The sequence below is a fragment of the Actinospineispora eucalypti genome, from assembly GCF_039543365.1.
In the GTDB taxonomy this organism is placed as follows: domain Bacteria; phylum Actinomycetota; class Actinomycetes; order Mycobacteriales; family Pseudonocardiaceae; genus Pseudonocardia; species Pseudonocardia eucalypti.
In genome coordinates, this window is sequence record NZ_BAABJP010000051.1 from 85,296 (window position 1) to 111,447 (window position 26,152).

A 26,152-nucleotide genomic window follows, 5' to 3' on the forward strand; every position below is an offset into this window, starting at 1 on the left:
TACCGGCTCAGCACGGTCGAATCCGTCGCGGCCAACGACACATCTGGCATCAGCGATCCTCCTTGGCGGTCGTTTGTGCCGGGGCTGACGGCGGGTTCCGGGGCATGGGTGGCGTGCCGAGCATTACCGGGCCCACCGACTGGTTGCCGGTGGGGGTCTTGGCGAGCTTGTCGCGGGCGGCTTGCAGGCTGACTTGTAGTTGCTGGACCTCTCCGGCCCAGCCGCGTTGGGTGGCCTCGGCGATGCGTTCCTCGAGGTTGTCGGCGATCGCCTTGAGCCTGTCCAGTTGTGCCGGGTCGACGCGTAGGACGGGGCAGCGGATGCAGGCGTGTTCGTGTTGGCAGCTCGAGCCGTAGGGGCGGGCGCAGCTGCCGAGCTCGACCCTGCGCAGTGCGAAGTGTTCCTCGAATTCTTCCCACTCCGCTTCGGTGGGGTCGCGGTATTCCTCCGGTGGTCGGGCTGATCGTCGCTTGTCGAGGAAGGCGCGGTAGGTGCGGATCAGGTCGTCTTGGAAGACCGCGACGTAGGGCTGGGTGCTGTTGAGGTGGCGATGTCCGAGGATTCGTGAGGCGATGTGCAGCGGCAGCCCGTCCTGGACCGCGGTGGTGGCAAAGATCCGGCGGAAGTCGTGCGGGGTCAGGTGCAGCGGTTTTCCGGCCCGGTCGGTGAATCCCATCCTGCCGGCGACCTCGCGCAGTGTGTCGCGGATGATGGTGGGGCCCAGCACGGTCGGCCCGGACCCGAAGTCGCGTTGGAACAGGTGCGGCAGTCTGGGGCCGGTGGTCGCCTCGTAGTTGTCGTAGCGGGCGACCAGCGGCACGGTCCCGTTGTAGCGGTTGCGCAGCCGGCTGATCACGGTGGCCAGCACACTGGTCAGCTCGGGGGTGACCAGGAGCAGGCGTTCCTCGTTGGTCTTCGACGGCACGACCTGCAGCAGCGGCACCAGCTCACCGGTGCTGGCCAGCCGGTAGGAGATCAGCGCCAGGTGGGTGAGCTCGAGGAGTTCCTCGATGCGCAGCCCGGTGTGGCGCAGGGTCTCCACCAGCGCCCAGATCCAGAACGCGTCGTCCTCACGGCGGCCGGTGCTAAACCGTGTCCCGGTCTCGACGTCAACGACGTCAAAGGATTGGCCCGGTGGCAATCCGCGGCCAGCGCGCACCGTGCCCGACACACGCCGGTAGCGGCGGCCGTTGAACGTGAGGGTGGCCCCGACATGGGTCCTCTTGGCCAGCGCCAGCAGCTCGGTGGCCTCGCGCAGTTCCTGCTCCAACCTCGCGACCAGCTCCGGCAGCAACGGCACCCGCTCCCGGATCCGCTGGTGGATCTTGGCCCGGGAACGCTGCTTGCGCTTCGCCGAGCCGGCGACGTCACTGCGGGTGATCGGGGATGCGACAACCCAGGGTGCCAGCGAGGGGTCCTCCAGTGCCCAGTCGCGGATGTCGAGGTAGAAGCCACGCACGGTCAGCAGCACGTCGAGGAAGTCCGATCGCGGACGGGTCGCGCCATCGGCGTCGACCACGACCGACAAACGCTCCTTCCACCCTGTGATCGCCTCGGTCGGTATGGCCAGGGGCATCGGCTGGGACCTGATGCCGGGATGGTGGCGTTCGATGTCGGCCCAGAAGTTCCCGGCCAGCGTCCGCGCCAGTGACTTGAGGGTCGTGTAGTCCACCGATGCCTTGCGCTCCTCCAGATAGCGCACCAACAGGTCTCGCACCGGTCCTGGCGTCACGCTGTAGCGGTCGACGAGCTCGGCGACCGACCGCTTCCCCGGGCGCAGGGCCTGCTGCAGGCTGCTCTCGGCCGGCAACACTCCGACCGCGGCCAGCAGGTCCCACGCGGCCCGGCAGCCGCCGGGATGGTGGCCCAGCTGGATCAGTTGCGCGGACCGGAACGCGAACAGGTCTTCTTGCTCCAGTTGGGCCAGGTCGCGGCCGGTGTGCAGCATCATCTTGGCCAGCACGGACCATGCGTCCCGCTGTAGCCGGGGACTCATCTGGGCGCGGTCGGCCGCGTCCCGGATGGCCTGCACCAGCGACGGGTCCTGCCGCCCGATGACGCGGGCGAACCCCGCGTAGGTCTTGCAGGCAGAGAAGTAGGGGTAGTCGGGCAGGATCACCCGGGCCGCCACCAGGGTGTGCATCGCGGTCACCGCGATGGTGCGCACCGTGCGCGCGGTGCGGTGGTCGCCGCGGTGGCGCTGTTGGATCCACGACACCGGGTCGGTGTTGGCTCCGGCGGCCACCCAACGGTCGCGCCAGCCGCCGCCGGGGAAGGACTCCAGCCAGTCCAGCACCCAGCCGATGCCCTCGACCAGCTCGTTGTGGTCGTGGACCGCGGTGGGCCAGTCCGGCAACTTCTGCGCCACCCGCAGCACCTCGTCGCGGTCCGCGGTGTCGAACGGGCCCGCGAACGTGCGCCCAACAAGCTCAGGGTGCTGCAGGTACTTCGGCCCGATGTTCCGCAGTTGCTCGACCGAGAGGACACTCTTCACCCCAGCACTCCATCACCGAGTACCCCATCGGCAAGGTCTTGATCACCCAGGACCCCGTCCCCGAACAGCACCGCCAGATCCGCCGCTCGATAACCGGTGCTGACCGGTGCTGGCGGCGGCTTCGGCTCTTCCAGTCGCGCCAGGTGCTCGGCCACCCGCTCCACGGTGTGTCGCTCCTCCTCGACCAGGTAGACCTCCGCGGTCGTCTCCAGGTGGGTGTGCCCCAGGATCGTCTGCACGTCACGCAGCGACACGTCCTGATCAGCGGCCATCCGCAGCGCGCAGGTGTGTCGCAGGTCGTGCATCGACCAGTTCGTGCCCAGTTTGGCGTTCGCGCGACGCAGCATCGCCCGCAACGCCTCGTAGTTCAACGGCACCCGGACCAGCTCGCCGTCCTCGCCCCGGCGGCGGCGCAGCGTGACCCACAGCGGGTCCGCCGGTGCCACGCCGCCGATCTCAGCCAGATACAGCCGCAGCCACACGAACGCCGAGTTGCTCGCCGGCAGCCACTGCTCAGCCCGCGTGCCCTTACGGATCACCCGGACCTGCTGGTTGCCCCAGTCCACGTCGCAGCCGCGGATCCCCAGCACCTCTGCGGCCCGGGCACCGTTGCTGACCGTCAGCGACAACAGTGCCCGGTCCCGGTTGGACCCCAGCGCCTCGAACAGCGCCCCCTACGCCTCATCCGGCAGCGCCCGCGGCCGCCGCCGAGGCACCTTAGGGTTGTACCGGACCCTGCCCTCGGGCCGGAACGGCAGCATCGGGTTGTGATGGGCGTTCGGACGGCCCCGCCGGCTGCCATCGACCACCGGGTTGACCACGGGTCCTAGCCCCTGGGCACCCCAGAACTCGTAGAACGACGACAACACCGCGTTGTTGTGCCGGATCGTCCTGACCGCGTAATGGTCATCCAGATACCGCTTGCCCGTGATCTGGTTGACCGTCCCCACCGTTCTCGCCGACACCGTCCGAGGGGTCCGGCGAAGCTTGGGATGCAGCTGAAGCCACAGCACCAGGTCACGCACCTCGGCCGAGGTCGTCCGATCCCACGCCACGTCGACCGCAGCCAGCCACCGCCACCAGCGCAACAGCACGAACGCATACGAGCGGACACTGCCGGGACTATTGCCCCGCGCTGCGAAGTCACGCAGGAACACGGCGATCGGCTCGACCACCTCACCCTCACGGCCGCAGACCAACCAGCTCACCCCCGACACCCCTGGACGAACCGAACCCCACCGGTCAACGACAAGCCGGTCAAGATCACGAACCACAACCACCTCCGCGAAAACAAGCCAGGAACCAGACGGGCATACCTCTACCGGCACGCAGCCGCGTTAGTCCGGTCAACAGGTCCGAGGGACTCGCTGGTGCTGCTGGGCACCGAGGCCGACGGCCCGCACGTGGTGTTCACCCTGCGGGTGGACCTCCCGGGGCGCGGTACGCCGCGCGGCGTGCTGCGCATGCTGGCCGCCACGGTCGCCAGGCAGAACTGCGCGGCGGTGTTCGTCGCGGTGATCGGGGGAACGCGGCCGAAGTTCGCCGGCAGCCCGCCGAAGGCGGTGCGCCAGCTCATCCAGGAATGCGGAGAGCTCGATGTGCAGGTCCGGGACGTGCTCTGGGCCGCCGAGCTGGCGAAGGGGGCGGAATGGTTCCGGTTGGGCGGGCGGCCGGAGTCCGGCACCCTGCCGGACCCGGCGGAGTCACCGCTCGCGGCGCACCTGGCGGCGGCCGGCGAGGTGACCTACGCAGACCGGGAGGAGTTGGAGCGGATGATGGCCCCGGGCGACCCCGAGGTGCTCCGGCGCCGGGCCGAGCTGGTCAACGACCGGATCGACGAGGCGCTCGCGGACGACGATGATCTGCCGCCCTACGGGCTGGAGGCGGTCGAGCTGCTGGACCGGTGGCTGGCGGAAGCCACTCGGGGCCGGCCTCGGTTCACCGACGAGGACGTGGCGGAGATCTGCCTGGCGCTGAGCGACCCGCTGGTGCGCGACGCGGCGTTCGGGTTCGCCCACCACGGGGACCCGAAGGTCGCGGAGCGGCTGTGGACCGCGCTGTTGCCGGAGGTGCCCGACCCGGAGGCGGCCGAGGTCGCCGTGCTGCTCGCGCACACCGCGCTGCTCACCGGCCGGCACGCGCTGATCGGCGTCGCTCTGGACCGTGCGCTGCGGGCCTGGCCGGGCCACCAGGTCGCGGTCGCGTTCCGCGCGGCGGTGGTCGCCGGCTACGAGCCGGAGCGGCTGGCCTCCTGGTTCGCCGAGGGCACCCGCCGCGCGGTCGCCGAGCTGACCGGCTTCGACCCCACCCTGAATTAGGGATAGAGGTAGGTACGGGTGAACTCCCAGGCATCGCCGACGATGCGCGGCAGCTCGGTGCGGGTGGGCCGCCAGCCCAGCTCGCGGTGGGCCAGCTCGTTGGACGCGATCAGCACGGCCGGGTCGCCGGCCCGGCGCGGGGCCAGCTGGGTGGGCAGCGCGTGGCCGGTCACCTCCCGGCAGGTGTCGATCACCTGGCGCACCGAGAAACCGCTTCCGCTGCCCAGGTTGTACACCCGGTGCTGCTTCGGCGTGGCGTGCTGAAGGGCGAGCAGGTGGGCGTCCGCGAGGTCGTCGACGTGGATGTAGTCGCGGATGCACGTGCCGTCCGGGGTCGGCCAGTCGTCGCCGTAGATCTGGACCGACTCCCGCTTGCCCGCGGCCACCTGCAGCACGATCGGGATCAGGTGGGTCTCCACCGCGTGCCGCTCGCCGAACCGGCCGTGGGCACCGGCCACGTTGAAGTACCGCAGGCTCACCCCGGCCAGCCCGTACGCGGCGGCGTAGGAGGCGATCGCGTGGTCGATCGCCAGCTTGGTGGCCCCGTAGGTGTTGGTCGGGCGGGTGGGCGCGTCCTCGGTGATCGGTGTCTGGTCCGGCTCGCCGTAGGCGGCGGCGGTGGACGAGAACACCAGCCGGGGGGTGCCCGCCTCCCGCATTGCCTCGAGCAGCCGGAAGGTGGTCAGCACGTTGCCCCGCCAGTACCGGTCCGGGTGCTCCATCGACTCGCCGACCAGCGACTTCGCCGCGAAGTGCAGCACGCCGTCGACACCCTCGGCGAGCAGCGGGGCCGCCGCGTCGGCCAGGTCGCCCTCGACGAACCGGCAGCCGTCCGGCACCGCGTCGCGGTGCCCGGTAGACAGGTCGTCCAGCACCACCACGTCATGCCCGGCCTCGACCAGCTGGGCCGCGCACACGCTACCCAGGTACCCGGCCCCGCCGGTGACCAGCACTCGCACGCCTGTCCTCCCGATCATTCACGGTCTGTGCCGGCACACCGTCTCACGACGTGGTGGAGGAGCCCGAGTCGGCCGCCCCTCGGCCGCCGGGATCGGGGCGTGCGACTCGTGTTCTCCCGCACGCGCCTAACTGGGCGCGCGCTCGGCGGCGCGTTCCGCGCTAGCTCTCCCGGCCGCGGGCCCGGACGAGCACCGCGTGCGCGAGCAGCGGCTGAACCTGTGCCTGCTCGCCCTCGGCATGCACCGGCACCGGGTCGCCGAACCTCGGGATGCCACCCACCGTCACGTCCTGGCCCGGCACGATGCCGGCCCCCTTGAGCTCGGTCATGAGGTCGGCGTCCGCCTGCACGTGCTCGGCGATGCGCCGCACCTCCACCGCGCCGCCGCCGCGCCGGGCGAACTCGTCCAGCCGCTGCAGGCCGAGCTCGAGCGAGGGGGCGGTGTGGGACTCGGCCGGAGCGTCCGAGTCGCCTCGGCTGAGCTCGTCCAGCCCGGGGATCGGGTTGCCGTACGGGGACACCGTCGGGTCGCCGAGCAGGCGGACCAGCTTGCGCTCCACGGCGTCGCTCATCACGTGCTCCCAGCGGCAGGCCTCCGCGTGCACGTGCTCCCACTCCAGACCGATCACGTCGGTCAGCAGGCGCTCGGCGAGGCGGTGCTTGCGCATCACCGACACCGCGCGCGCCCGGCCGGTGGGGGTGAGCTCCAGGTGCCGGTCACCGGCCACGACGACCAGCCCGTCGCGGGACATCCGAGCGACCGTTTGACTCACCGTCGGCCCACTCTGGCCGAGCCGTTCCGCGATACGGGCCCGCAGCGGAACGATGCCCTCTTCCTCGAGCTCGTAGATTGTGCGGAGATACATCTCGGTGGTGTCAATGAGGTCGTTCATGACTTCCGCCCTTCGTCCTCCTCCAATGGTATCCGCTCATCCGGCGGCTGGATTCGGTTGACCCATCCGTGTAGCGGGTTGCTCCGGCAAGATGGGCCGTGTGTCTCCGCTGATCTCCGCCGCCGACCTGGCGACCGCCCTGAACGAGCAACCGCCCCCGGTGCTGCTGGACGTCCGCTGGCGGCTGGCCGGGCCGCCCGCGCTGCCCGACTACCGCTCCGGACACCTGCCGGGCGCGGTGTTCGTGGACCTGGCCACGGTGCTGGCCGACCCGCCCGGCGCCGGCGGGCGGCACCCGCTGCCGGAGGCCGGCCGGCTCGCCTCCGCGTTCGCCGGGCTCGGCGTCTCGGACGGCTCGGCGGTGGTCTGCTACGACGACGACAACGGCTCGATCGCCGCGCGGGCCTGGTGGCTTCTGCGCTGGCTGGGACTCGGCCGGACCGACCCCCGCCAGGTCCGGGTGCTGGACGGCGGGTACGCGGGGTGGGTGGCCGAGGGGCGCCCGGTGAGCACCGAGGTGCCGGCGCCGCGCCCTGGCACGCTGACCGCGCGCCCCGGCTCCATGCCGGTGCTGGACGCCGACGCGGCCGGCGAGCTGGCCCTCGGCGGCGTGCTGCTGGACGCCCGGGCGCCGGAGCGGTACCTGGGCGAGACCGAGCCGGTCGATCCGCGCGCCGGGCACATCCCGGGCGCGCGCAACGCCCCGTTCGCCCGGCACACCGGAGCGGACGGGCACTGGCGCCCGCCCGCCGAGCTGGCCGGGCACTACCGGGCGCTGGGCGTGACCGGGCCGGACCCGGTGGGCGCCTACTGCGGCTCCGGGGTCACGGCCACCTCGGTGGTGTTCGCGCTGGAGTACGCCGGCCTGCGCTCTCCGGACCGGCCCGCCGCGCTGTACACCGGCTCCTGGTCGCAGTGGAGCGCCGACCCGGAGCGTCCGGCAGCGGTGGGCACGGAGAGCGAGAGGGCCTAACGTCAGCGCCATGACTACCTCGCCCGCCGTGGTGTGGACGCCCGGGCTGCTGGCCTACCGGCTGAGCGACACCCACCCGCTGGACCCGATCCGGCTGGACCTCACGGTCCGGCTGGCCACCGAGCTCGGCGTGCTGGACGGCATCGACGTGCTCACCCCGCAACCCGCGCCGGACGAGCAGATCGAGCGGGTGCACCGGCCGGAGTACCTGTCCGCGGTCAAGTCGGCGCCGGACATCCCGTGGGGGGCCGGGCACGGGCTGGGCACCCCGGACAACCCGATCTTCCACGGCATGCACGAGGCCAGCGCGCTGGTGTGCGGCGGCTCCCTGCTGGCCGCCCGGGAGATCGCCTCCGGCCGGGTGGACCGCGCGGTCAACATCGCCGGCGGGCTGCACCACGCGATGTCCAACGAGGCCGCCGGATTCTGTGTCTACAACGACTGCGCGGTGGCGATCTCCTGGTTGCTGGACCACGGGTTCGAGCGGATCGCCTACGTGGACGTGGACGTGCACCACGGCGACGGGGTACAGGCCGCCTTCGCCGGCGACCCCCGGGTGCTGACCATCTCCGTCCACCAGCATCCGCTGACCCTCTGGCCGGGCACCGGCTGGCCGGGGGAGGTGGGGTCCGGCGACGCGGCCGGCACCTCGGTGAACCTGCCGCTGCCGCCGGGCACGCGGGACGGCGCCTGGCTGCGCGCCTTCCGGGCCGTGGTGCCCGCGCTGCTGGCCGAGTTCCGCCCCTCGCTGCTGGTGACCCAGTGCGGGGTGGACACCCACCACGAGGACCCGCTGGCCGAGCTGAGCCTCTCGGTGGACGGCCACCGGGCCATCTACCAGGAGCTGCGCGGGCTGGCCGAGGCCCACGCGAACGGCAAGTGGCTGGCGCTGGGCGGCGGCGGGTACAGCCTGTTCCGGGTGGTGCCCCGCTCCTGGACCCACCTGATGGCCACCGTGCTGGACCGGGACGTACCCGCCGAGGCGGCCATGCCGGCCGACTGGCTGGCACACACCGCCGGGCTGACCGGCCTGCCGCTGCCCACCGCGATGGGCGAGGGCGCGCCGCTGGACCACGAACCGTGGGGCACCGGCGGCGACCCGGTGGACACGGCGGTCCTGGAGACCCGCCGCGCGGTGTTCCCGCTGCACGGCCTCGACCCCGACGACCCGAGGGACTGACCCGGTGGCCGGCAGCTCGGTCCAGGCCTCCGAGGCCGGGTACCCGCGCCACTGGGAAGCGGACGTCGTCGCGTCCGACGGCGGTGTGGTGCACCTGCGGCCGATCCTGCCCGGCGACGCGAACGCGCTGGTGGAGTTCCACGGCAGGCTCTCCGTGCGTACCCGGTACCTGCGCTACTTCGGGCCGTACCCGCGCATCCCGCCGGCCGACCTGGAACGGTTCACCGTGCTCGACCACCGCGACCGGGTGGCCTTCGTCGGCTGGCTGGGGGAGGAGATCATCGCGGTCGGCCGGTACGTCCGGTTGGACGGCCCGGGCGCGCCCGAGGTGGCTTCGGCGGAGGTGGCGTTCGTGGTGCGGGACGACCACCAGGGCCGGGGGCTGGGGTCGATCCTGCTGGAACACCTCGCGGCGGCGGGGCGGGAGGTCGGGCTGCGCCGGTTCACCGCCGAGGTGCTGGCGGAGAACCACCAGATGGTGCGGGTCTTCCTGGACGCCGGCTACCAGGTGCGCCGCGAGTTCGCCGAGGGCGTGCTGCACCTGGAGTTCGACATCGACCCGACCGAGCGCTCGCTGGCCGTGCGGGACGCGCGGGAACAGGCCGCCGAGGCGCGCAGCGTGCACAACGTGCTGCACCCCGGGTCCGTGGCGGTGATCGGCGCCTCCACCGACCCGGCGAAGATCGGCCACGCGGTGCTGGCGAACCTGCTGCGGGCCAACTTCACCGGGCCGGTGTTCCCGGTCAACCCCAACGCCCGGTCGGTTCGCGGGGTGCGGGCCTACGCCTCGGTCACCGAGATCCCGGACGAGGTGGACCTGGCCGTGGTGGCGATCCCGGCCACCGGGCTGGACGAGGTGATGGACTCCTGCCTGGCCAAAGGCGTGAAGGCGCTGGTCGTGCTGAGCTCCGGGTTCGCCGACGCCGGGCCGGGCGGGGTGCCGGCGCAGCGGACGCTGGTCGAGTCGGCGCGGGGCCACGGCATGCGGGTGATCGGGCCGAACGCCCTCGGCGTGGTGAACACCAAACCGGAGATCCGGCTCAACGCCACGCTCGCGCCGGACCCGCCGGGCCGGGGACGGGTGGGCTTCTTCTGCCAGTCGGGCGCGCTGGGCATCACCATCCTGGCCGGGTTGCGGGCGCGCGGCCTCGGCCTGTCCACCTTCGTCTCGGCGGGCAACCGGGCCGACCTCTCCGGCAACGACCTGCTGCAGTACTGGCAGACCGACCCGGACACCGACGTGGTGCTGCTCTACCTGGAGACCTTCGGCAACCCGCGCAAGTTCGCCCGGCTGGCCCGGCGGCTGGCCCGGGAGAAGCCGGTGGTCGCGGTGAAGAGCGGGCGGTTCGCCGCCGAGCTGCCGTCCTTCGGAGGCGGCCGGCCGCCGGCGGACGAGGCCAGCGTGCAGGCGCTGTTCGAGCAGGCCGGGGTGATCCGGGTGCAGACCCTGCCGCAGCTGTTCGACACCGCCCAGCTGCTCGCGTACCAACCCCTGCCCGCCGGTCCCCGGGTCGCCGTGGTCGGCAACTCCAGCGCGTTGGGCGTGCTGGTCACCGACGCGCTGCTGGACGAGGGGCTGACCCCGGCCGGCGCCCCGGTGGACGTGGGCACCTCGGCCACCCCCGAGCGCTTCGCCGAGGCGGTGGCCGGCGCGCTGGGCCACCCGGGCTGCGACGCGCTGGTCGCGGTGTTCGTGCCGCCGGTGGCCACGCCGGGCCTGGACTACGCCCGGGCGCTGCGCGCGGCGGTGGCCGACTCGGCCAAGCCGGTGGTGACCACCTTCCTCGCCGTGGAGGGCGTGCCCGCCGAGCTGGCGGTGGCCGGGCCGGACGGCCAGCCCGTGGCGGGTTCGGTGCCCAGCTACCCGAGCCCGGAGCGGGCGGTCGCGTCGCTGGCCAGGGTGCTGCGCTACGCCCGGTGGCGGGCCACCCCGGTCGGCGACTACGTGCGGCCGGAGGGCGTCAACCGGGAACGCGCGGTGGCGCTGGTCGACCGGCTGGACCGGGAGCGCGCGGCGGAGCCGGCCGACGACTCGTCCCCGCCCGGCGCCGCCCGCGCCTCCTCCGGCGCCGCCCGCGCCTCCTCCGGCGTCGCCCGCGCCTCGGCCGGCGCCGCCGGCGTCGGGGACGAGGACGTTCCGGAGGACGCCTTCGCGCTGGATGACGGGGCCGCGCTCGGGCTGTTGGGCTGCTACGGGATCGAGGTCACCGCGTTCCGCACGGTGGACTCGGCCGAGTCGGCGCTGGCGGCGGCCGAGGAGCTGGGCTACCCGGTGACGCTGAAGGGCCTGGGGGAGCGCTGGCACGGTCCGGAGCTGATCGGCATCCGGCTGGACCTGGGCTCGCCGGACACCGTGGCCGGGGCCTACCACGACCTGGCCGAGATCACCGGCGCCCGCGAGCTGATCATCCAGCGGATGGCGCCGAAGGGGCCGTCCTGTGTGCTCGAGGTCGTGGACGACCCGTCCTTCGGTTCACTGCTCTCCTTCGGGCTGGCCGGCATCGCCACCGAGCTGCTCGGCGACCGGGCGCACCACGTCATCCCGCTGACCAGGCAGGACGCCGCCGCGCTGATCCGGGCGCCGAAGGCGGCGCCACTGCTCACCGGTTACGGCGGCACCCCGCCGGTGGACCTCGCGGCCCTGGAGGACCTGGCGCTGCGGGTGAGCTGCCTGGCCGAGGACCTGCCGGAGGTGCGGTCCGCGCGGCTGCGCCTGCTGGCCGCGCCCGGCACGGTGTCGGTCACCGGCGCCCGGATCGTGCTGGGCCCGCCGCCGGCGCCGGGCACGCACGACGGCGGACCCCGCCGCATCGGCTGAGCCGGCTCAGCGGAAGCTGACCTGCAGGGTGGGCTGGCTGGTGGCGGCGAAGAAGTCGTTCCCCTTGTCGTCCACCACGATGAACGCGGGGAAGTCCACCACCTCGATCCGCCAGACCGCCTCCATGCCCAGCTCCGGGTACTCCAGCACCTCCACCTTGCGGATGCAGTCCTGGGCCAGTTTGGCCGCCTGGCCGCCGATCGAGCCCAGGTAGAACCCGCCGTGCTCGGCGCACGAGTCGGTGACCTGCTGGGACCGGTTGCCCTTCGCCAGCATGACCAGCGAACCCCCGGCGGCCTGGAACCGCGCCACGTAGGAGTCCATCCGGCCGGCCGTGGTGGGGCCGAACGAGCCGGAGGCGTAGCCGGCCGGGGTCTTCGCCGGTCCGGCGTAGTACACCGGGTGGTCGCGCAGGTAGGCCGGCATCGGTTCGCCGGCGTCCAACCGCTCGGCGATCTTGGCGTGGGCGATGTCGCGCGCCACCACCATCGGGCCGGTCAGCGCCAGCCGGGTCTTCACCGGCAGCTTGGCCAGCTGCTCGCGGATCTCCGGCATCGGCCGGTTCAGGTCGACTCGTACGACGTCGGTCTCGTCGGAAAGGTCCTCCGAGGAGACATCGGGCAGGTACCGGGCCGGGTCCCGCTCCAGCTGTTCCAGGAACACCCCGTCGGCGGTGATCTTCGCCTTGGCCTGCCGGTCCGCGCTGCACGACACCGCCACGCCGACCGGCAGCGAGGCGCCGTGCCGGGGCAGCCGGATCACCCGCACGTCGTGGCAGAAGTACTTGCCGCCGAACTGCGCGCCGATGCCGAAGTTCCGGGTCAGCTCCAGCACCTGGGCCTCCAGGTCGCGGTCCCGGAACGCCTCGCCCAGCCCGGAACCGGCCGCCGGCAGGGTGTCCAGGTAGCGCGCGGACGCCAGCTTGGCGGTCTTGAGCGTGTGCTCGGCGGACAGCCCGCCGATCACGATCGCCAGGTGGTAGGGCGGGCAGGCCGAGGTGCCCAGGGTGCGCAGCTTCTCGTCCAGGAAGGTGGCCAGCCGCTGGGGGTTCAGCAGCGCCTTGGTCTCCTGGTAGAGGAACGTCTTGTTGGCCGAACCGCCGCCCTTGGCCAGCACCAGGAACTCGTATTTCGGCTTCTCGCCCGGCGCGTGGTAGAGCTCGATCTGCGCGGGCAGGTTGGTGCCGGTGTTGCGCTCCTCCCAGACGCTGACCGGGGCCATCTGGGAGTAGCGCAGGTTCAGCTCCTGGTAGGCCTCGAACACACCCTGGGACACGGCGGCCTCGTCGGCCCCGCCGGTGAGCACGCCTTCGGTGCGTTTGCCGACGATGATCGCGGTGCCGGTGTCCTGGCACATCGGCAGCACGCCGCCGGCGGCGACGCAGGCGTTGCGGATCAGGTCGGTGGCCACGAACCGGTCGTTCCCGCTGGCCTCCGGGTCGTCGATGATCGACCGGAGCTGGGCGAGGTGGGACGGTCGCAGCAGGTGCTGGATGTCGGTCATGGCGGCCTTGACCAGGCCGGTGATGGTGGTGGGCTCGATCCGGAGGAAGTCCCGCCCGTCGACCCGCAGCGGCGTCACGCCGCCCAGGTCGAGCTCGCGGTACTCGGTGTCGTCCGGACCGAGTGGAAGCACGTCAACGTGGCTGAACTCGGGCACGGAGCTGACCGTACCCAAAAGAAAGACCCCAGCGCGGGAGCTGGGGTCTTCCTGAACCGTCGGTTAGCTCGCGTAGGCGCGCAGGCGGTTGGCCCGGTCGCCGACCCGGAGCTTGGCCATGACCTCCCGCTCGATCTGCCGGACCCGTTCCCGGGACAGGCCGAACTGGCGGCCGATCTGGTCAAGCGTGCGCGGCTGGCCGTCGTCCAGGCCGTAGCGCATCCGGATCACGTTCTGCTCCCGGTCGTCCAGGGTGGCCAGGACCCGGCGCAGGTCGTCGTGCAGCAGGTGCGAGATGACGGTGGTCTCCGCGTCGGTGGCCTCGGCGTCCTCGATGAAGTCGCCCAGCGGGGCCTCCTCCTCGTTGCCCACCGGCATGTCCAGGCTCACCGGGTCACGGGAGTGGTCCAGCAGGTCGGCCACCTTCTCCACCGCGATGCCCGACTCGGCCGCGATCTCCTCGTGCGTGGCGTCCCGGCCCAGCCGCTGGTGCAGGTCCCGCTTCACCCGGGCGATCTTGTTGACCTGCTCGACCAGGTGGACGGGCAGCCGGATGGTGCGGGCCTGGTCGGCCATGCCCCGGGTGATCGCCTGGCGGATCCACCAGGTGGCGTAGGTGGAGAACTTGAACCCCTTGGCGTAGTCGAACTTCTCCACCGCGCGGATCAGGCCCAGGTTGCCCTCCTGGATCAGGTCCAGCAGCGGCATGCCGCGCCCGGTGTAGCGCTTGGCCAGCGAGACCACCAGCCGCAGGTTGGACTCCAGCAGGTGGTTGCGGGCGCGCTCACCGTCGCGCACCAGGGCCCGGAGGTCGGCGGCGCGGGCGCGGTCCAGGTCCGGGTCGGTGTCCAGGACATGGTTGGCAAACACCCCGGCCTCGATGCGTTTGGCCAGGTCAACTTCCTGTGCCGCGGTGAGCAGCGCACGCTTGCCGATGCCGTTGAGGTAGACCCGCACCAGGTCGGCCGCGGGGCTCTGGGCGTCCAGATCCTCGGCCACCGGCTCGAGCTCCACCGTCCCGGTGCGCTGAGCAGGTACAGTTGCGGTGCGAGCGGTGCTATTGTCGGTCTTCGGCGCAGCCATGTGTGCGGTCCCTCCCTACGCGTGCGCCGGGTGGTTTGGCGACCGTCCCGGCGGCTTCACCATGTAATACGCACGCGGGCCGCATTTCGTTCCCGCATGCGCCGTCGGTGTGAGCGCGCTCTCTGAGGGTTTGTCAGAAATGGTTACCGTCCGGGTTTGGGGCGTGACGCTGTGAATCATGTTGCGGAACTGGTCTCCTGGTTGGGTAGTCGCCCGGACTGCCGTCTCGAACCCGGCCTTACCGAGGCCGAGCTGGACACCGCCGAGTCGATCTTCGGCCTGCACATGCCCCCGCTGTGGCGCGCGGTGCTGACCCGTGCGTACCCTCGGCCGGCCGAGGAAAACACCCGCACCTACCCGGATTGGCGGCTCGGTGACCCGGAGGGCACCCGGGCGCTGGTCGAGGCGCCGGTGCGCGGCCTGCTCTTCGACGTCGAGCACAACGACTTCTGGTGGCGGGCGTGGGGCGACCGGCCGGACGCGGTCGCGGACCGGGTGGGCCTGGCCCGGGCCCGGCTGGCCCAGGCGCCCGTGCTGACCCCGCTCGGCGCGCACGCCTACGTCGGGCCGTCCGACGACTCCCCGGTGTTCAGCATCGTGCAGGCCGACCTGTTCATCCCGGCCCGTTCGCTGGCCGACCTGCCGGGCGGCCCCGGCCAGCAGGACGTGCCGGAGGAGGAGTGGCCGATCGGCTCGGTGCCGTTCTGGAGCGAGCTGCACGCGTACGCGCAGCTGGGCCACCACCGGGACTCCCGGTTCGCCGGGCTGGCCTCGGGTGGCCTCTGAGTGCGCACTCACTGGTAAACCGGCAGGATGCCGGGTGTGACCGTCTCCGAGGACCCACCGGCCCCTCCGGCCCCGTCGGCCGACGAACTCGTCGAGGAGCTCAAGGACTTCGTCGCCGGGCTGGACCCGATGGGCTTCGGCCCGGCGCTGGTGAGCGCGGCCAGCTCGCTGGCCGGCAGGCCGTTCCCGTTGGCCAGGGCCACCGTGTCGTACTGGGGCGGGGCCGGTCAGGCGGTGTTCGCCTCGGCCATGCGGGCGGTCGGGGTGGAGGTGGACGGCCCGGCCGAGGCGCCCGGGTCCGACCGGCGCTACAGCGACCGGGCCTACCGGGACAACGCCTGGTTCTACCTGTCCCGCCAGCAGCACGCGCTGTTCGCGGACTACCTGCGCCAGCTCGCCGCCGAGGCGGACCTGGACCCGACCTCCCAGCGCAAGCTGGAGTTCGCGGTGGACCAGGTGGTCGAGGCGCTGGCGCCCACCAACTTCCCGCTGACCAACCCGGCGGTGCTCAAGCGGGCCTTCGACACCGGCGGGCACAGCCTGCTGCGCGGCGCCCAGAACCTGCTGCGGGACGTGCTGACCAACAACGGCGAGCCGCGGCAGGTCACCCCGGGGAGGTTCCAGGTCGGCCGGGACCTGGCGGTCACGCCGGGCAAGGTGGTCTACCGGAACCGGTTGATCGAGCTGATCCAGTACGCGCCGGCCACCGAGACCGTGCACCGGGTGCCGATGCTGTTCAGCCCGCCGTGGATCAACAAGTACTACATCCTGGACCTGGCCCCGGGTAAGAGTCTGGTGGAGTGGGCGGTCCGGCACGGGCACACCTGCTTCGCGATCAGCTACCGAAACCCGGACGGCGGCCTGCGGGACGTCGGCATGTCCGACTACCTGCGCGAGGGGCCGCTGGCCGCGCTGGAGGTGATCCGGGACATCACCGGTGCGCCGGAGGCGAACATCGTGGCGCTCTGCCTGGGCGGCACGCTGGCCACCGCCACCGCCGCCTGGCTGTCCGCCCGGGGCGAGCCGGGGGTCTCCACGCTGACCCTGATGAACACGCTGCTGGACTTCACCGAGCCCGGGGCGCTCGGCGTGTTCACCGACGCCGACACCGTGCGCAACCTGGAGCGGATGATGCGCCGCCCGGGTTACCTGCCGGCCTCGAGGATGAAGGCCACCTTCGACGCGCTGCGTCCCGCCGACCTGGTGTGGAACTACGTGGTCAACAACTGGCTGATGGGCGACGAGCCGGCCGCGTTCGACCTGCTGGCCTGGAACGGCGACTCCACCCGGATGCCCGCCGCCATGCAGCTGGAGTACCTGCGCACCTGCTACGTGGACAACCAGCTGGCCACCGGGAAGATGGTGCTCGGCGGCGAGCGGCTGGACCTGGGCGCGGTGCACCGGGACGCCTACGTGATCACCGCCGAGGCGGACCACATCGCGCCGTGGCGCACGGTGTACGGGGGTGCCCGGCTGCTCGGCGGGGAGGTGCGGTTCGTGCTGTCCAACTCCGGGCACATCGCCGGCGTGGTCAACCCGCCGAGCGCCAGGTCGCGGCACTGGTACGCCGACGTGGACCGGCTGCCGGAGCGGCCGGAGGAGTGGCACGGACGGGCCGAGCGGCGGGCCGGCAGCTGGTGGGAGGACTGGACGCCGTGGATCGCCGGGCGCGCCGGAGAGATGGTCGCGCCGCCGCCGATGGGCAGCCCGACGCATCCGCCGCTGCTGGATGCCCCCGGAAGCTACGTGCACAATTAGTGGTGAGGCTGGTGGAACGACCACAATGGGGTCCATGAGCGAGCAAAGATCTGGCGGCGCCAGGACGGATCCCTGGTCGGTGCAGATGGATGCGCTGGGGGAGTTCATCCGGGCGCAACGGCAGCTGGCCAAGCTGTCCCTGCGGGAGATGGCCAGCCTGACCAGCGTGTCCAACGCCTATCTCAGCCAGATCGAGCGGGGCCTGCACCAGCCCTCGCTGAAGGTGCTGCGCTCCATCGCCGATGCGCTCAACCTGAGCACCGAGCAGATGCTGGCCCAGGCCGGCTGGATGATGCGGGGCAACGGGAACGGCCGGGACACCGAGGCGGCGGCCGAGGGCGACACCGAGGCGGCCATCCGGCGCGACCCCCGGCTGTCCCCGGAACAGCGCGAGGCGCTGCTCGGTGTCTACCGCAGCTTCGTCGCCGACTCCGCCTGAGCTTCACCCGACCCTGTGACCTGGGCCTCGCTCGCCCGCGGTGCTTGAAATACTTATCACTCGCGGGTACTTTCGTGAGCGAAGACGTCACGAGCGATCGGAAGAAGGAACCGTCATGGCTACCCACCAGGAGACCCTGAACAAGGTGATCACGGACTGGACCGAGGCGGTGCGCGACTACACCCTCAGCGTCACCGACCCCGCGCGGCTGTCCGACCCGAAGGAGGCCGTGGCCAACGCGTTCGACTTCGCCGAGCAGGTGCTGCGCGCCCAGCGGGAGCTGGCCACCAGCCTGCTGGAGGCCACCGGCAAGGCCGCCGAGGCCACCGCGAAGGCCGCCCAGGACGCCGCCGAGCGCCTCGCCCCGAGCACAGTGGGCCGCTGACGCGGCCCTCGTGAGTGGCGAGTAGCGCTATGGCGTCACTCGCCACTCACGGGGCGCGAAGCGCCTCCGGGTTGGCGCAGTGGGCCAGCGGCTCGCCCCGCAGGAACCGGCCGACGTCGGCGGCGACGATCCGGGCCGCCTTGGCCGCCGTCTGCTTGGACGCCCCGGCCAGGTGCGGCGTGAGCACCACGTTCGGCGTGCGGGGCAGGCGGGAGCCGGCCGGGATGGGCTCGGTGTCGAACACGTCGAAGCCGGCGCCGAACAGGTGCCCGGAGTCCAGGGCATCACACACCGCGTCGTAGTCGAGCAGGGCCCCGCGCGCGCAGTTGACCAGCACCGACCCGGCCGGCATGGACTCGATCCGGGCCCGGTTGATCATCCCCTTGGTCTCCTCGGTGACCCTGGCGTGCAGGGAGACCACCGAGCTGCGCCGCATCAGCTCATCCAGCTCCACCCGCTCCACCCCGGCCGGCGTCCCGTCCAGGTACGGGTCGTACACCAGCACCCGCGCCCCGAACCCGGCCAGCATCCGGCCCACCCGGGCGCCGATCGCGCCGTAGCCGACCACGCCCACCTCGGCGTTCTCCAGCTCCGGCCCGACCTGGTCGTACTGGTAGAGGTCGCCCCGCCAGACCCCGCCCACCAGCTCGGCGTGCGTGCCCGGGATGCGCCGGACGGCGGCCAGGATGAGCGCCATGGCGTGCTCGGCGGTCGCTACCGCATTGCGTCCGGGGGCGAAGGTCACGGCAACTCGGTGCTCGGTGGCGGCCGTCAGGTTGGCGTTCACCGGGCCGCCCCGGCTCACCCCGAACAGGCGCAGCTCCGGGGACTCGGCCAGCACCTTCTCCGTCAGTCCGGCCAGCTGGGTCACGCAGATCTGTGCGCCGGCCAGCGCGCTGATCAGCTCCTCCTCACTGCCGGACGCCTCCTCCACCTCGCCGACCGGGCCGAACGGCTGGACCGGCCACGGCAGGGTCAGCTCGGCGAACTCCACCTTCGCCGGGTCGGGCACTTGCGCCCGCACGGCCTCGATGAGCAGCCGGTTCAGCACGAAGTGATCGCCGGCGGCCAGGATGCGGATGGTCATCTGCGTTCCCTCTCGAGCGGTGACGTGACCCGGACGGCCTGCTCGGCGGGCAGCCAGCCGCGCGCCGTGAGCTCGGCCAGCAACCGGCGGTAGGGCTCCTCGAGCCGCGCGGTGACCTCCGGGCGCGGGTCGACGGTCTCCCGGATTCGGACCATCTCGGCGGCCACCTCGGCCGGCGAGCGGCCCGGGGTGGCCGCCAGTACCGCCACTCCCAGCGCGGACTCCGCGTTCGCCGGGAGCTTGACCGGCCGGCCCAGGATGTCCGCGCGCAGCTGGCACCAGTAGCGGCCGCGCGCGCCGCCGCCGGTCAGCATCAGGTCGCCGTGCGCCGGGGCGCCCAGGCTGGCCAGGTAGTCGAAGCACAGCCGCTCCAGGTACCCGACGCCCTGCAACATCGCCGCGTAGCGCTCGTAGTCGTCGCGGGGGGTGCCGAGCAGGAACGCCTCCGCGTCCGGCGCGAGGAACGGGAACCGTTCGCCCCGGGCCGAGGCCAGCGGGTAGGCGAGCACGGCGGCCGGTTCGTAGCGCGCCGCGCCGGCGGCCAGCTCGTCGAGGTCTCGGCCGGCGAACTCGCGCCCGACCGCGCCGGCTCCGGTGCCGGACGCCCCGCCGGGCAGCCACCGCCCGTCCGGGGACTTGTGCGAGTAGACCACGCCCAGCGGGTCGTTGATCAGCTCCTCGGTGACCCCCTTGAGCACCAGGGTGGTGCCCAGCACGGAGTTCCAGCTGCCCACGGCCAGCGCGCCGGCGCCGAGCTGCGCCGCGCAGCCGTCCGTGCAGCCGGCGATCACCGGGGTGCCTTTCGGTAGGCCGGTCAGCTCGGCGGCGGCCGCGCCGACCGTGCCGATCGGGGTGCCCGGCCGGACCAGGTCGGGCAGCAGCGCCCCCGGTAGGCCGAGCGCGTCGAACACCTCGGTCGGCCACCGCTCGCCGATCAGGTCGACACCGGTCTTCAGGGCGTTGGAGAGGTCGGTGGCCACCGGGCCGCCGACCAGTGCCCGGTTGACCACGTCCACCTGGTGGGCCAGCCGCGCTGTGGCGGTGAGCTCGGGGTGCTCGGCGAGCAGCCAGGCCAGCTTGGGCAGCGCCCAGGCCGGCTGCATCCGGCGGTAGCCGAGTGCGGCCCACAGGTCGGCGCCGGCCTCGTTCACCCGGTGTGCCTGCTCGCCGGCCCTGGTGTCGTCGTACATGAGGGCCGGGGTCAGCGGCCGGCCGTCGGACCGGTCGACCAGCAGCACCGTTCCGGAGGTGCCGTCCACCGAGACCCCGTCCACCCGGGTGGGCCCGCTCGCGGCGAGCGCCGCGCGGCAGGCCGATGCGGCGGCCGGCCACCAGGTGGCGGGGTCCTGCTCGTGTCGGGGGCCGTCCCGGTGGCTGGTCAGCGTGCTGGCTCCGGCACCGAGAACCTGGCCGTCGGCGGCCACGACCAGGGCGCGCACACTCTGGGTGCCCAGGTCGATGCCGAGCCACGCGCGGTCGTATCCGGTCATGTTATGAACTTCTGTCTGTTAACACGTCTCGATGTTAAAGCGTCTAGGCAGTAATGTTAAGGGTGCCGAGGTTTTCACATCGAAGGATGGGAAGATGATCGCTGGTTCGGCGGATCGGCCCCGGGGCACGGCGGCCGAGGCCCGGCGGGAGCGGATCCGCGCCCGCCTGGCGGCGGAGGGTTTCGTGCGCGCCGAGCAGCTGGCCGAGGACTTCGCGGTGAGCCTGATGACCGTCCACCGGGACCTGGACGCGCTGCGCGACCAGGGCTGGCTGCGCAAGGTGCGGGGTGGCGCCGCGGTCGAGCCGCCGGCCCGCGACGGGGCCGCCGAGCTGGTCGAGGCCGCGCTGGGGGAGATCGAACCGGGCGAGTCGGTGCTGCTGGACGCCGGCGGGCTGAACCTCCCGCTGGCCGAGCGGCTGCCCGAGCGCGGTCCGCTGACCGCCGTGACCAACCACCTTGCCGCCGCCCGCGCACTGGCCGGCGCGCCCGGGATCGACCTGCACGTGATCGGCGGTGCCTACTCAGCGGCGCACGACGCCCTGCTCGGATCGCAGGCCGAGGCGGCTGTCGCCGGGCTGCGGGTGGACGTGCTGATCAGCACGGCCACATCGGTGGCCGGCGGGCAGCTGTACGAACCGGACCAGGCGGTCGTCCCGCTGCGCCGCACGCTGGCCGGAGTGGCCAGGCGGCGGGTTCTGCTGGTGGCGACCGGGGCTTTCGAGGAGCGTGGACTGTACCGGGTGTTGCCGGTAGCCGAGTTCTCTCTGGTGATCGTGGATGGTGCGGCGGATGAGGTCGACGTGGATGCGCTGCGTGGGGCCGGGGTGACGGTTCGCCACCTGGCCGGTGTGTAGGGCTGGGGTTTTGGTGCGGTGCCGGTTCTAAAGATCGCTTGGACGGCCGCGGCCGGATTGTGCCGCGGCCGGGGTGCCGGCCGTCGCGTTCGCCAGCCCATGGGGCGATTCCGGGGGCTGGTTCATGGTCAGCATGACCTGGTGGTCGCTTTCGGCGCCTTGGGATGGCCACCATGTCATGGTGACCATGGAATCGATGATCATCAGGGCATGAGTGCCCCTCCTGGTACTCCGGAACGACCGCCATGTCCTGATGATCATGATTCGCGCGCAACCGCGCCCGCCGGCGCCGTACCCAACGCAAGAGGCCGAGCGAAACCCACACAAGACCCCCAGCCGCGGCCGTCCAAGCCATCTTTCGGACCGGCGCCGCACCCGAACCGCGGCTAACGCGCCCGCACGGCACCCGAACCGCGGCTGATGCGCCGGCGCCGCACCGAACGGGAGCTAAGCCTCCACCAGCACCGTGAACGGGCCGTCGTTGACCGATTCGACCGCCATCATCGCTCCGAAGCGGCCGGTGGCCACCGTCGCGCCGCGCTCGCGCAGCTTGGCCACCACCAGGTCCACCAGCTCGCGGGCCGGTTCCGGCGCGGCGGCGGCCGACCAGGACGGGCGGCGGCCCTTGCGGGTGTCGCCGTAGAGGGTGAATTGGCTGACCACCAGCAGCGGAGCGCCGGTCTCCGCGCAGGAGCGCTCGTCCCGGAGCAGGCGCAGCTCGTGCAGCTTGCGGGCGATCGTGTCGGCCTGGCCGGGGCCGTCCTCGCGGTGGACGCCGAGCAGCACCAGCAGGCCGGGCTCGGTGATCTCGCCCACCACCTCGCCGTCCACCCGCACGGCCGCACTGGTCACCCGGGCCGCGACCGCCCTCATGCCCGCTTCCACTCGGCCGGGGTGAGCAGGCCGTGCCGGACCAGCTCGTGCACCGCCGGGAGGGTGGCCGCGACCAGCTCGCCGGCCGGCCGGCCGTGTGCGGCACCGAGCAGCCCGAGCAGCTCACCGAGCGTCAGCGCGCCTTGGCAGCCGGCGAGCAGCGCGGCGGCCAGCTCGTCCACCTCGTGCGACCAGCCGGGGCCGTCCATCCGGCGCACCACCTGGTGTACGGGCGCCCAGCCGTCGGGGCCGGCCGCGCTGTGTCGTTCCAGCAGCACGTTGGGGGCCAGCACCAGCCGCGCGTCGAGCAATGCCGGCCCCGGGTGCTCGCGCAGCCAGGCCACCCGGTCCAGCCAGGCGGCGGTCTCCGTACCGAGGGTGCCGTGCGGGCCCAGCGGCGCGTCCCTCAGGTCCTCGCAGAGGATCATGGGTGTACCGCCGGTCCGGCGCAGCGTGATGAAGCCGAACCCCACCCCCTCCACCCGCTCGGCGTCGAACCAGGCCAGCCACTCCTCGGCCTCCCGCCGGGCCGCGTCCGAGCCCGGCTCGAGGCCGGAGTCGCGCAGCCAGGTGCCCACGTAATGTGCCGGGTCGACCACCTCGCGCTGGGCGAACCAGGCGTCCAGCGGGGTGTCCGCCGGCAGCCAGGACACCACCCGGTCCGGCCAGTCCTCCCCGCGCACGTGCAGCCAGCAGGCCAGCAGCTGCGCCACGCCGCCCTCGTTGAGCAACTCCGGCAGCGTGCCGACCAGGCGCGCGGCCACGTCGTCGCCGGCCAGCCCGGAGTCCCGGTAGGTGTGCCGGACCCGGGCCGGGCCGGCCACGAACGGCGGGTTGCTGACGATCTGGTCGAACCGCTCGCCGGCCACCGGCTCCAGCCAGGACCCGCCGCGCAGGTCCACGTCCACCCCGCTGAGCGCAAAGGTGGCGCCGGCCAGCGCCAGCGCTCGCGGGTTCACGTCGGTGGCCACCAGCTGGTCCGCGTAGGCGGCCGCGTGCAGGGCCTGCACCCCGCAGCCGGTGCCCAGGTCCAGCAGCCGGCCGGCCGGGCGGCGCACCGTGGCGGCGGCCAGGCTCAGCGAGGCCTGGCCGACGCCGAGCACGTGGTCGCCGGTGAGTGGTTCCGGCCGGCCGCGCATCCGGGCCAGGTCGGTGTCCGAGACCACCCACCAGGAGCCGTGCTCGTCACCGTGCGGGCGCACGTCCAGCGCCGCGGCCAGGCCGGAACCCGAAGGGCGCAACAGGCCGGCGGCGACCGCGTCCGGCACGGTCACCGGCGCAAGCGCCTCGGCGAGCGCCGGCTCCGCCTCCGCGTCGCCGAGCAGGAACAGCCGGATCAGCGCGCCGAGCGCACCGCCGTCCCGGCTGGCCAGGCGCGCCGGGGTCGGCTCGTCGCGGCCGAGTGCGGCGTGCGCGGCGTCGCCGAGCAGCGCGGGCACCCCGTCGACGTGGTAGCCGGCCCGGTCGAACGCCTCGCGCAGCCCGCCGCACAGCTCGGGGGTGAGTCGGGGGAGCATGCGCCGATCCTGTCATTTGGCGTGGGATGCTGGGCACATGACCACGAAGCTGTGCCTCGCGCAGGATCCGGAGGCGGACGAGCTGCTGGCCGGCAGCTCCCTCGCGCTGCTGTTCGGCATGCTGCTGGACCAGCAGATTCCGATGGAGAAGGCGTTCCGGGGGCCGAAGGACATCGCCGACCGGATGGGCGGCCTGGACCTGCGCCGCATCGCCGAGGCGGAGCCGGAGGAGTTCGCGGCGGTGATGGCGCGGCGGCCGGCCGTGCACCGGTTCCCCGGCTCGATGGCCAAGCGGCTGCAGGCCCTCGCCGCGTACCTGATCGAGCACTACGACGGTGACGTGGACGCGATCTGGACCAGGGACGACCCGGACGGCCGGACGGTGCTCGCCCGCCTCAAGGCGCTGCCCGGTTTCGGTGAGCAGAAGGCGAAGATCTTCCTGGCGCTGCTCGGCAAGCAGCGCGGCGTCACCCCGGAGGGCTGGCGGGAGGCCGCCGGAGACTACGGCGAGGAGGGCGCGCACCGGTCGGTCGCGGACATCCACGATCCGGAGAGCCTGGGCCAGGTGCGGGCGTTCAAGCAGAAGATGAAAGCCGCCACCAAGGCGGAAGCCCGGAAATGAAGCCGGCCGCCAAGGCGAAGGCCTGAGCCGCGTGACACGATGGAGGGGACGCCGAAGCAGGGAGGTGGCGTCGTGAGGGATCCGAACCCGGGCGACAACCCGGACGAGATCACGGTGATCACCGACGCGCCGATGTCCTACCAGGACCAGCTGGCCGCGCGCCGCCGCCGTTACTCGATCATGATGTTCATGCGGGTGCCCTGCCTGGTGCTCGCCGCGGTCTTCTACAACACCCCCTGGCTGGCCGCGACACTGATCATCCTGTCCATCCCGTTGCCGTGGATGGCGGTGATCATCGCCAACGACCGGCTGCCGTTGAAGCGGACCAAGTTCCAGCGCTTCCGGGCGGACGCCGAGCAGCTGGAGAAGCCGGTCGAACGCCGCCAGCTGGATTCGGGCGAGGGGCGCATCATCGACGGCGGCTGACCGCCGGGATGGCATGATGGACGGGTGAGCACCGTTACCCTGCCCGAGGTCGAGACGCGCCCGGAGGGCACCGACAGCACGGGCAACGATGAGCCCAAGATGTTCCACTACGTGCGCAAGGACAAGGTCGCGGAGAGCGCCGTGATGGGCAACATGGTGGTCGCCCTGTGTGGGGAGAAGTTCCCGGTGACCCGATCGCCCAAGCCCGGCTCGCCGGTCTGTCCCGAGTGCAAGAAGATCTACGACGCCCTGCCTCCCGGCGGCGGCGCTTAGGGCGCGCGGGAGACTCAGCGCTCCTGGGCGAGCAAGCGGCCCAGTCTGCGCAGCCCGAGCAGGCGTTGCAGCTTCCGCCGGCCCATGCTGGGCCGGACCGGCCAGGTCTCCTGGATGGCGTTGTTCAGCTGCGCGCCGAGCACCACGGCGAAGCCGATCAGGAAGGCGAACAGCAGCAGCGCCACCGGGGTGGCCAGTGCGCCGTAGGTGAAACCGGTCTCCGTGATGGTGGCGATGTAGAAGCGCAGGCCGGTGGCGGAGATGGTGAACACCGCCATGGCCAGCAACGCCCCGGGCAACAGGCGCCGCCACGGCAGGCTGCGGGGCAGCGCGACCTTGTACAGCGTGGTCAGGCCGAGCACCACGACCAGCACCACGGTCGGCGTGTAGTAGACGTTGATCAGGTTCAGGATGGTCGGTGTCCAGGAACCGGGCAGCACCTTGCCCAGCAGCTCCGGGCCGAGCGCGACCAGCGGGAACGTCACCACCATGAGCACCAGCGCGAGCAGGTAGATGAGCAGCGCGAAGATCCGCTGCCAAACCGGGTGCCGGATGCTGTACTGCTCGTGCGCGAAGGTGATCGAGTCCACCAGGGAGGAGATCGCCGAGGAACCGGCGAACAGCGCGATCGGGAAGCCGATCGAGATGATGTCCGCGCGGCCCTTGCTCAGGATGTCGATCACGGTCGGCTCGATGGCCTGGGAGACCACCTCCCCGGTGAAGATGGTGTCGGCGAACCGGATCAGGCCGTGCTGCACGGCGATGAGGCTCTCCTGGCCGAACCAGCCGGTCACGTAGCCCATGCTGCCGAGCAGCCCGAGCAGCAGCGGGGGCAGCGACAGCGCCTCCCAGTAGGCCGCCTGGGCGGCCATGGAGAAGATGCCGTCGTTCCACGACTTGGACAGGGTGCGCACGATCATCCGGCGCACCGGCGAGCCGGGGATGGCCTCCGCCCCCTGCTCCGCCACGTCCGCTTCCGCGTTTGTCTGTGTCCTCATCGCACCGTCAAGTCTGCTGTACGCCGGGTCTCATCGCCCAGTTCCCCGGCGCGCCACGCCGGACGGGTGCCCTGGCCGGGCCCGCCGGCGCCGAGATTAGACTCTCCAGTCGCCGGCCCGGCGAACGAGCGGCAAAGATCCGCCGCGGCCGACCGGCCGGACAGACAGAGCGAGGGTGACAGGGGGAGTCCTCGCGGGTTCCGACGCGGCAGTGCGGCCGCGTGGCCAGCAGCGAGGCAGCGGCACGGCTGCCGCCCTTCGTGGGC

25 protein-coding genes are annotated in these 26,152 nt (G+C 72.4%); 12 read left to right on the plus strand and 13 right to left on the minus strand.

The features are described 5' to 3' along the window. Positions 1-49 precede the first annotated feature (49 nt). Genes ABEB12_RS35085 through ABEB12_RS35095 form a run of 3 tightly spaced genes read right to left on the minus strand, consistent with a single transcriptional unit; the run spans position 50 to position 3,702 of the window. On the minus strand, positions 50-2,494 hold the full coding sequence (locus ABEB12_RS35085; protein WP_185065113.1) for a tyrosine-type recombinase/integrase: 2,445 nt from the start codon (positions 2,492-2,494) through the stop codon (positions 50-52). Beyond that, on the minus strand, positions 2,491-3,162 hold the full coding sequence (locus tag ABEB12_RS35090; protein ID WP_345703432.1) for a tyrosine-type recombinase/integrase: 672 nt from the start codon (positions 3,160-3,162) through the stop codon (positions 2,491-2,493). The genes ABEB12_RS35085 and ABEB12_RS35090 overlap by 4 nt, the downstream gene beginning before the upstream one ends. Positions 3,163-3,168: 6 nt before the next feature. Continuing rightward, complete coding sequence (locus ABEB12_RS35095) at positions 3,169-3,702, minus strand: hypothetical protein (protein ID WP_221498748.1); 534 nt, start codon at positions 3,700-3,702, stop codon at positions 3,169-3,171. A gap of 159 nt (positions 3,703-3,861) precedes the next feature. On the opposite strand from ABEB12_RS35095, the gene ABEB12_RS35100 reads away from it, so the two are divergent. Further along, the gene (locus ABEB12_RS35100; RefSeq protein WP_345703433.1) at positions 3,862-4,812 is read left to right on the plus strand and encodes a DUF4192 domain-containing protein; all 951 of its coding nucleotides are present in this window, start codon (positions 3,862-3,864) and stop codon (positions 4,810-4,812) included. On the opposite strand, the gene galE is transcribed toward ABEB12_RS35100, so the two are convergent. Further along, complete coding sequence (gene galE / locus ABEB12_RS35105; protein ID WP_185066116.1) at positions 4,809-5,771, minus strand: UDP-glucose 4-epimerase GalE; 963 nt, start codon at positions 5,769-5,771, stop codon at positions 4,809-4,811. The two genes, ABEB12_RS35100 and galE, sit on opposite strands and share 4 nt — an antisense overlap. 160 nt (positions 5,772-5,931) lie before the next feature. After that, on the minus strand, positions 5,932-6,663 hold the full coding sequence (locus ABEB12_RS35110) for an iron dependent repressor, metal binding and dimerization domain protein (RefSeq protein WP_185065115.1): 732 nt from the start codon (positions 6,661-6,663) through the stop codon (positions 5,932-5,934). 100 nt (positions 6,664-6,763) lie between these two features. Between ABEB12_RS35110 and ABEB12_RS35115 the strand changes: the two genes are divergently transcribed. Genes ABEB12_RS35115 through ABEB12_RS35125 form a run of 3 tightly spaced genes read left to right on the plus strand, consistent with a single transcriptional unit; the run spans position 6,764 to position 11,634 of the window. Further along, entirely contained in the window at positions 6,764-7,636 is an 873-nt protein-coding gene (locus ABEB12_RS35115) for a rhodanese-like domain-containing protein (RefSeq protein ID WP_185065116.1), read from the plus strand. Positions 7,637-7,646: 10 nt separating this feature from the next. Continuing rightward, positions 7,647-8,816: an arginase family protein gene (locus ABEB12_RS35120; RefSeq protein WP_185065117.1), complete on the plus strand. Its 1,170-nt coding sequence runs from the start codon at positions 7,647-7,649 to the stop codon at positions 8,814-8,816. A 4-nt stretch (positions 8,817-8,820) separates the two neighbouring features. Next, a complete protein-coding gene (locus ABEB12_RS35125; protein ID WP_185065118.1) occupies positions 8,821-11,634 on the plus strand; it encodes a GNAT family N-acetyltransferase in 2,814 nt (937 codons plus the stop codon). Positions 11,635-11,640: 6 nt separating this feature from the next. Here the strand turns inward: ABEB12_RS35125 and ABEB12_RS35130 are convergent, their stop codons facing one another. Both ABEB12_RS35130 and ABEB12_RS35135 read right to left on the minus strand, forming a co-directional pair. Further along, positions 11,641-13,293, minus strand: coding sequence for a fumarate hydratase (locus ABEB12_RS35130; protein WP_345703413.1), 1,653 nt, complete (start codon positions 13,291-13,293; stop codon positions 11,641-11,643). A gap of 63 nt (positions 13,294-13,356) precedes the next feature. Continuing rightward, complete coding sequence (locus ABEB12_RS35135) at positions 13,357-14,376, minus strand: sigma-70 family RNA polymerase sigma factor (protein ID WP_185065119.1); 1,020 nt, start codon at positions 14,374-14,376, stop codon at positions 13,357-13,359. Between the two features lie 171 nt (positions 14,377-14,547). Here ABEB12_RS35135 and ABEB12_RS35140 point away from each other — a divergent pair, with 171 nt between their 5' ends. The 4 genes from ABEB12_RS35140 (at position 14,548) to ABEB12_RS35155 (ending at position 17,744) form a co-directional block, all read left to right on the plus strand. Next, positions 14,548-15,162: a hypothetical protein gene (locus tag ABEB12_RS35140; protein ID WP_185065120.1), complete on the plus strand. Its 615-nt coding sequence runs from the start codon at positions 14,548-14,550 to the stop codon at positions 15,160-15,162. Between the two features lie 36 nt (positions 15,163-15,198). Beyond that, positions 15,199-16,920 carry a PHA/PHB synthase family protein gene (locus ABEB12_RS35145; protein WP_345703415.1) on the plus strand — a complete coding sequence of 574 codons (1,722 nt, stop codon included), beginning with the start codon at positions 15,199-15,201 and terminating at the stop codon, positions 16,918-16,920. A 34-nt stretch (positions 16,921-16,954) separates the two neighbouring features. Continuing rightward, entirely contained in the window at positions 16,955-17,359 is a 405-nt protein-coding gene (locus ABEB12_RS35150; protein WP_345703416.1) for a helix-turn-helix domain-containing protein, read from the plus strand. 115 nt (positions 17,360-17,474) lie between these two features. Beyond that, positions 17,475-17,744, plus strand: coding sequence for a hypothetical protein (locus ABEB12_RS35155; protein ID WP_185065122.1), 270 nt, complete (start codon positions 17,475-17,477; stop codon positions 17,742-17,744). 46 nt (positions 17,745-17,790) lie between these two features. On the opposite strand, the gene ABEB12_RS35160 is transcribed toward ABEB12_RS35155, so the two are convergent. Next, positions 17,791-18,825: a 2-hydroxyacid dehydrogenase gene (locus ABEB12_RS35160; RefSeq protein WP_345703434.1), complete on the minus strand. Its 1,035-nt coding sequence runs from the start codon at positions 18,823-18,825 to the stop codon at positions 17,791-17,793. A gap of 2 nt (positions 18,826-18,827) precedes the next feature. Beyond that, positions 18,828-20,321 carry an FGGY family carbohydrate kinase gene (locus ABEB12_RS35165; RefSeq protein ID WP_185065124.1) on the minus strand — a complete coding sequence of 498 codons (1,494 nt, stop codon included), beginning with the start codon at positions 20,319-20,321 and terminating at the stop codon, positions 18,828-18,830. Between the two features lie 94 nt (positions 20,322-20,415). Here ABEB12_RS35165 and ABEB12_RS35170 point away from each other — a divergent pair, with 94 nt between their 5' ends. After that, positions 20,416-21,177, plus strand: a complete 762-nt coding sequence (locus ABEB12_RS35170; protein ID WP_185065125.1) for a DeoR family transcriptional regulator — start codon at positions 20,416-20,418, stop codon at positions 21,175-21,177. Between the two features lie 27 nt (positions 21,178-21,204). Here ABEB12_RS35170 and ABEB12_RS35175 read toward each other — a convergent pair whose 3' ends face one another. From ABEB12_RS35175 to ABEB12_RS35185, 3 genes are all read right to left on the minus strand, one after another. After that, complete coding sequence (locus ABEB12_RS35175; RefSeq protein ID WP_185065126.1) at positions 21,205-21,381, minus strand: hypothetical protein; 177 nt, start codon at positions 21,379-21,381, stop codon at positions 21,205-21,207. Positions 21,382-21,624: 243 nt separating this feature from the next. Further along, entirely contained in the window at positions 21,625-22,050 is a 426-nt protein-coding gene (dtd, locus tag ABEB12_RS35180; RefSeq protein WP_185065127.1) for a D-aminoacyl-tRNA deacylase, read from the minus strand. Beyond that, positions 22,047-23,567, minus strand: coding sequence for a DUF7782 domain-containing protein (locus ABEB12_RS35185; protein ID WP_185065128.1), 1,521 nt, complete (start codon positions 23,565-23,567; stop codon positions 22,047-22,049). The genes dtd and ABEB12_RS35185 overlap by 4 nt, the downstream gene beginning before the upstream one ends. 37 nt (positions 23,568-23,604) lie before the next feature. Here ABEB12_RS35185 and ABEB12_RS35190 point away from each other — a divergent pair, with 37 nt between their 5' ends. From ABEB12_RS35190 to ABEB12_RS35200, 3 genes are all read left to right on the plus strand, one after another. After that, positions 23,605-24,189 carry an HhH-GPD-type base excision DNA repair protein gene (locus tag ABEB12_RS35190; protein ID WP_185065129.1) on the plus strand — a complete coding sequence of 195 codons (585 nt, stop codon included), beginning with the start codon at positions 23,605-23,607 and terminating at the stop codon, positions 24,187-24,189. A 72-nt stretch (positions 24,190-24,261) separates the two neighbouring features. After that, positions 24,262-24,615, plus strand: a complete 354-nt coding sequence (locus tag ABEB12_RS35195; protein ID WP_345703417.1) for a DUF3099 domain-containing protein — start codon at positions 24,262-24,264, stop codon at positions 24,613-24,615. 24 nt (positions 24,616-24,639) lie between these two features. Next, positions 24,640-24,888, plus strand: a complete 249-nt coding sequence (locus ABEB12_RS35200) for a DUF3039 domain-containing protein (protein WP_185065131.1) — start codon at positions 24,640-24,642, stop codon at positions 24,886-24,888. 14 nt (positions 24,889-24,902) lie between these two features. Here the strand turns inward: ABEB12_RS35200 and ABEB12_RS35205 are convergent, their stop codons facing one another. Next, positions 24,903-25,886 carry a YhjD/YihY/BrkB family envelope integrity protein gene (locus ABEB12_RS35205; RefSeq protein WP_185065132.1) on the minus strand — a complete coding sequence of 328 codons (984 nt, stop codon included), beginning with the start codon at positions 25,884-25,886 and terminating at the stop codon, positions 24,903-24,905. Between the last annotated feature and the right edge of the window lie 266 nt (positions 25,887-26,152).

Excerpts from the sequence above, each read along its gene's own strand:
- ABEB12_RS35175 (WP_185065126.1), bottom strand. The coding sequence starts at position 21,381 with ATGATCATCGATTCCATGGTCACCATGACATGGTGGCCATCCCAAGGC.
- ABEB12_RS35170 (WP_185065125.1), top strand. The coding sequence starts at position 20,416 with ATGATCGCTGGTTCGGCGGATCGGCCCCGGGGCACGGCGGCCGAGGCC.
- ABEB12_RS35150 (WP_345703416.1), top strand. The coding sequence starts at position 16,955 with ATGAGCGAGCAAAGATCTGGCGGCGCCAGGACGGATCCCTGGTCGGTG.
- ABEB12_RS35110 (WP_185065115.1), bottom strand. The coding sequence starts at position 6,663 with ATGAACGACCTCATTGACACCACCGAGATGTATCTCCGCACAATCTAC.
- ABEB12_RS35155 (WP_185065122.1), top strand. The coding sequence starts at position 17,475 with ATGGCTACCCACCAGGAGACCCTGAACAAGGTGATCACGGACTGGACC.
- dtd (WP_185065127.1), bottom strand. The coding sequence starts at position 22,050 with ATGAGGGCGGTCGCGGCCCGGGTGACCAGTGCGGCCGTGCGGGTGGAC.
- ABEB12_RS35165 (WP_185065124.1), bottom strand. The coding sequence starts at position 20,321 with ATGACCGGATACGACCGCGCGTGGCTCGGCATCGACCTGGGCACCCAG.
- ABEB12_RS35205 (WP_185065132.1), bottom strand. The coding sequence starts at position 25,886 with ATGAGGACACAGACAAACGCGGAAGCGGACGTGGCGGAGCAGGGGGCG.
- ABEB12_RS35135 (WP_185065119.1), bottom strand. The coding sequence starts at position 14,376 with ATGGCTGCGCCGAAGACCGACAATAGCACCGCTCGCACCGCAACTGTA.
- ABEB12_RS35120 (WP_185065117.1), top strand. The coding sequence starts at position 7,647 with ATGACTACCTCGCCCGCCGTGGTGTGGACGCCCGGGCTGCTGGCCTAC.
- ABEB12_RS35185 (WP_185065128.1), bottom strand. The coding sequence starts at position 23,567 with ATGCTCCCCCGACTCACCCCCGAGCTGTGCGGCGGGCTGCGCGAGGCG.
- ABEB12_RS35190 (WP_185065129.1), top strand. The coding sequence starts at position 23,605 with ATGACCACGAAGCTGTGCCTCGCGCAGGATCCGGAGGCGGACGAGCTG.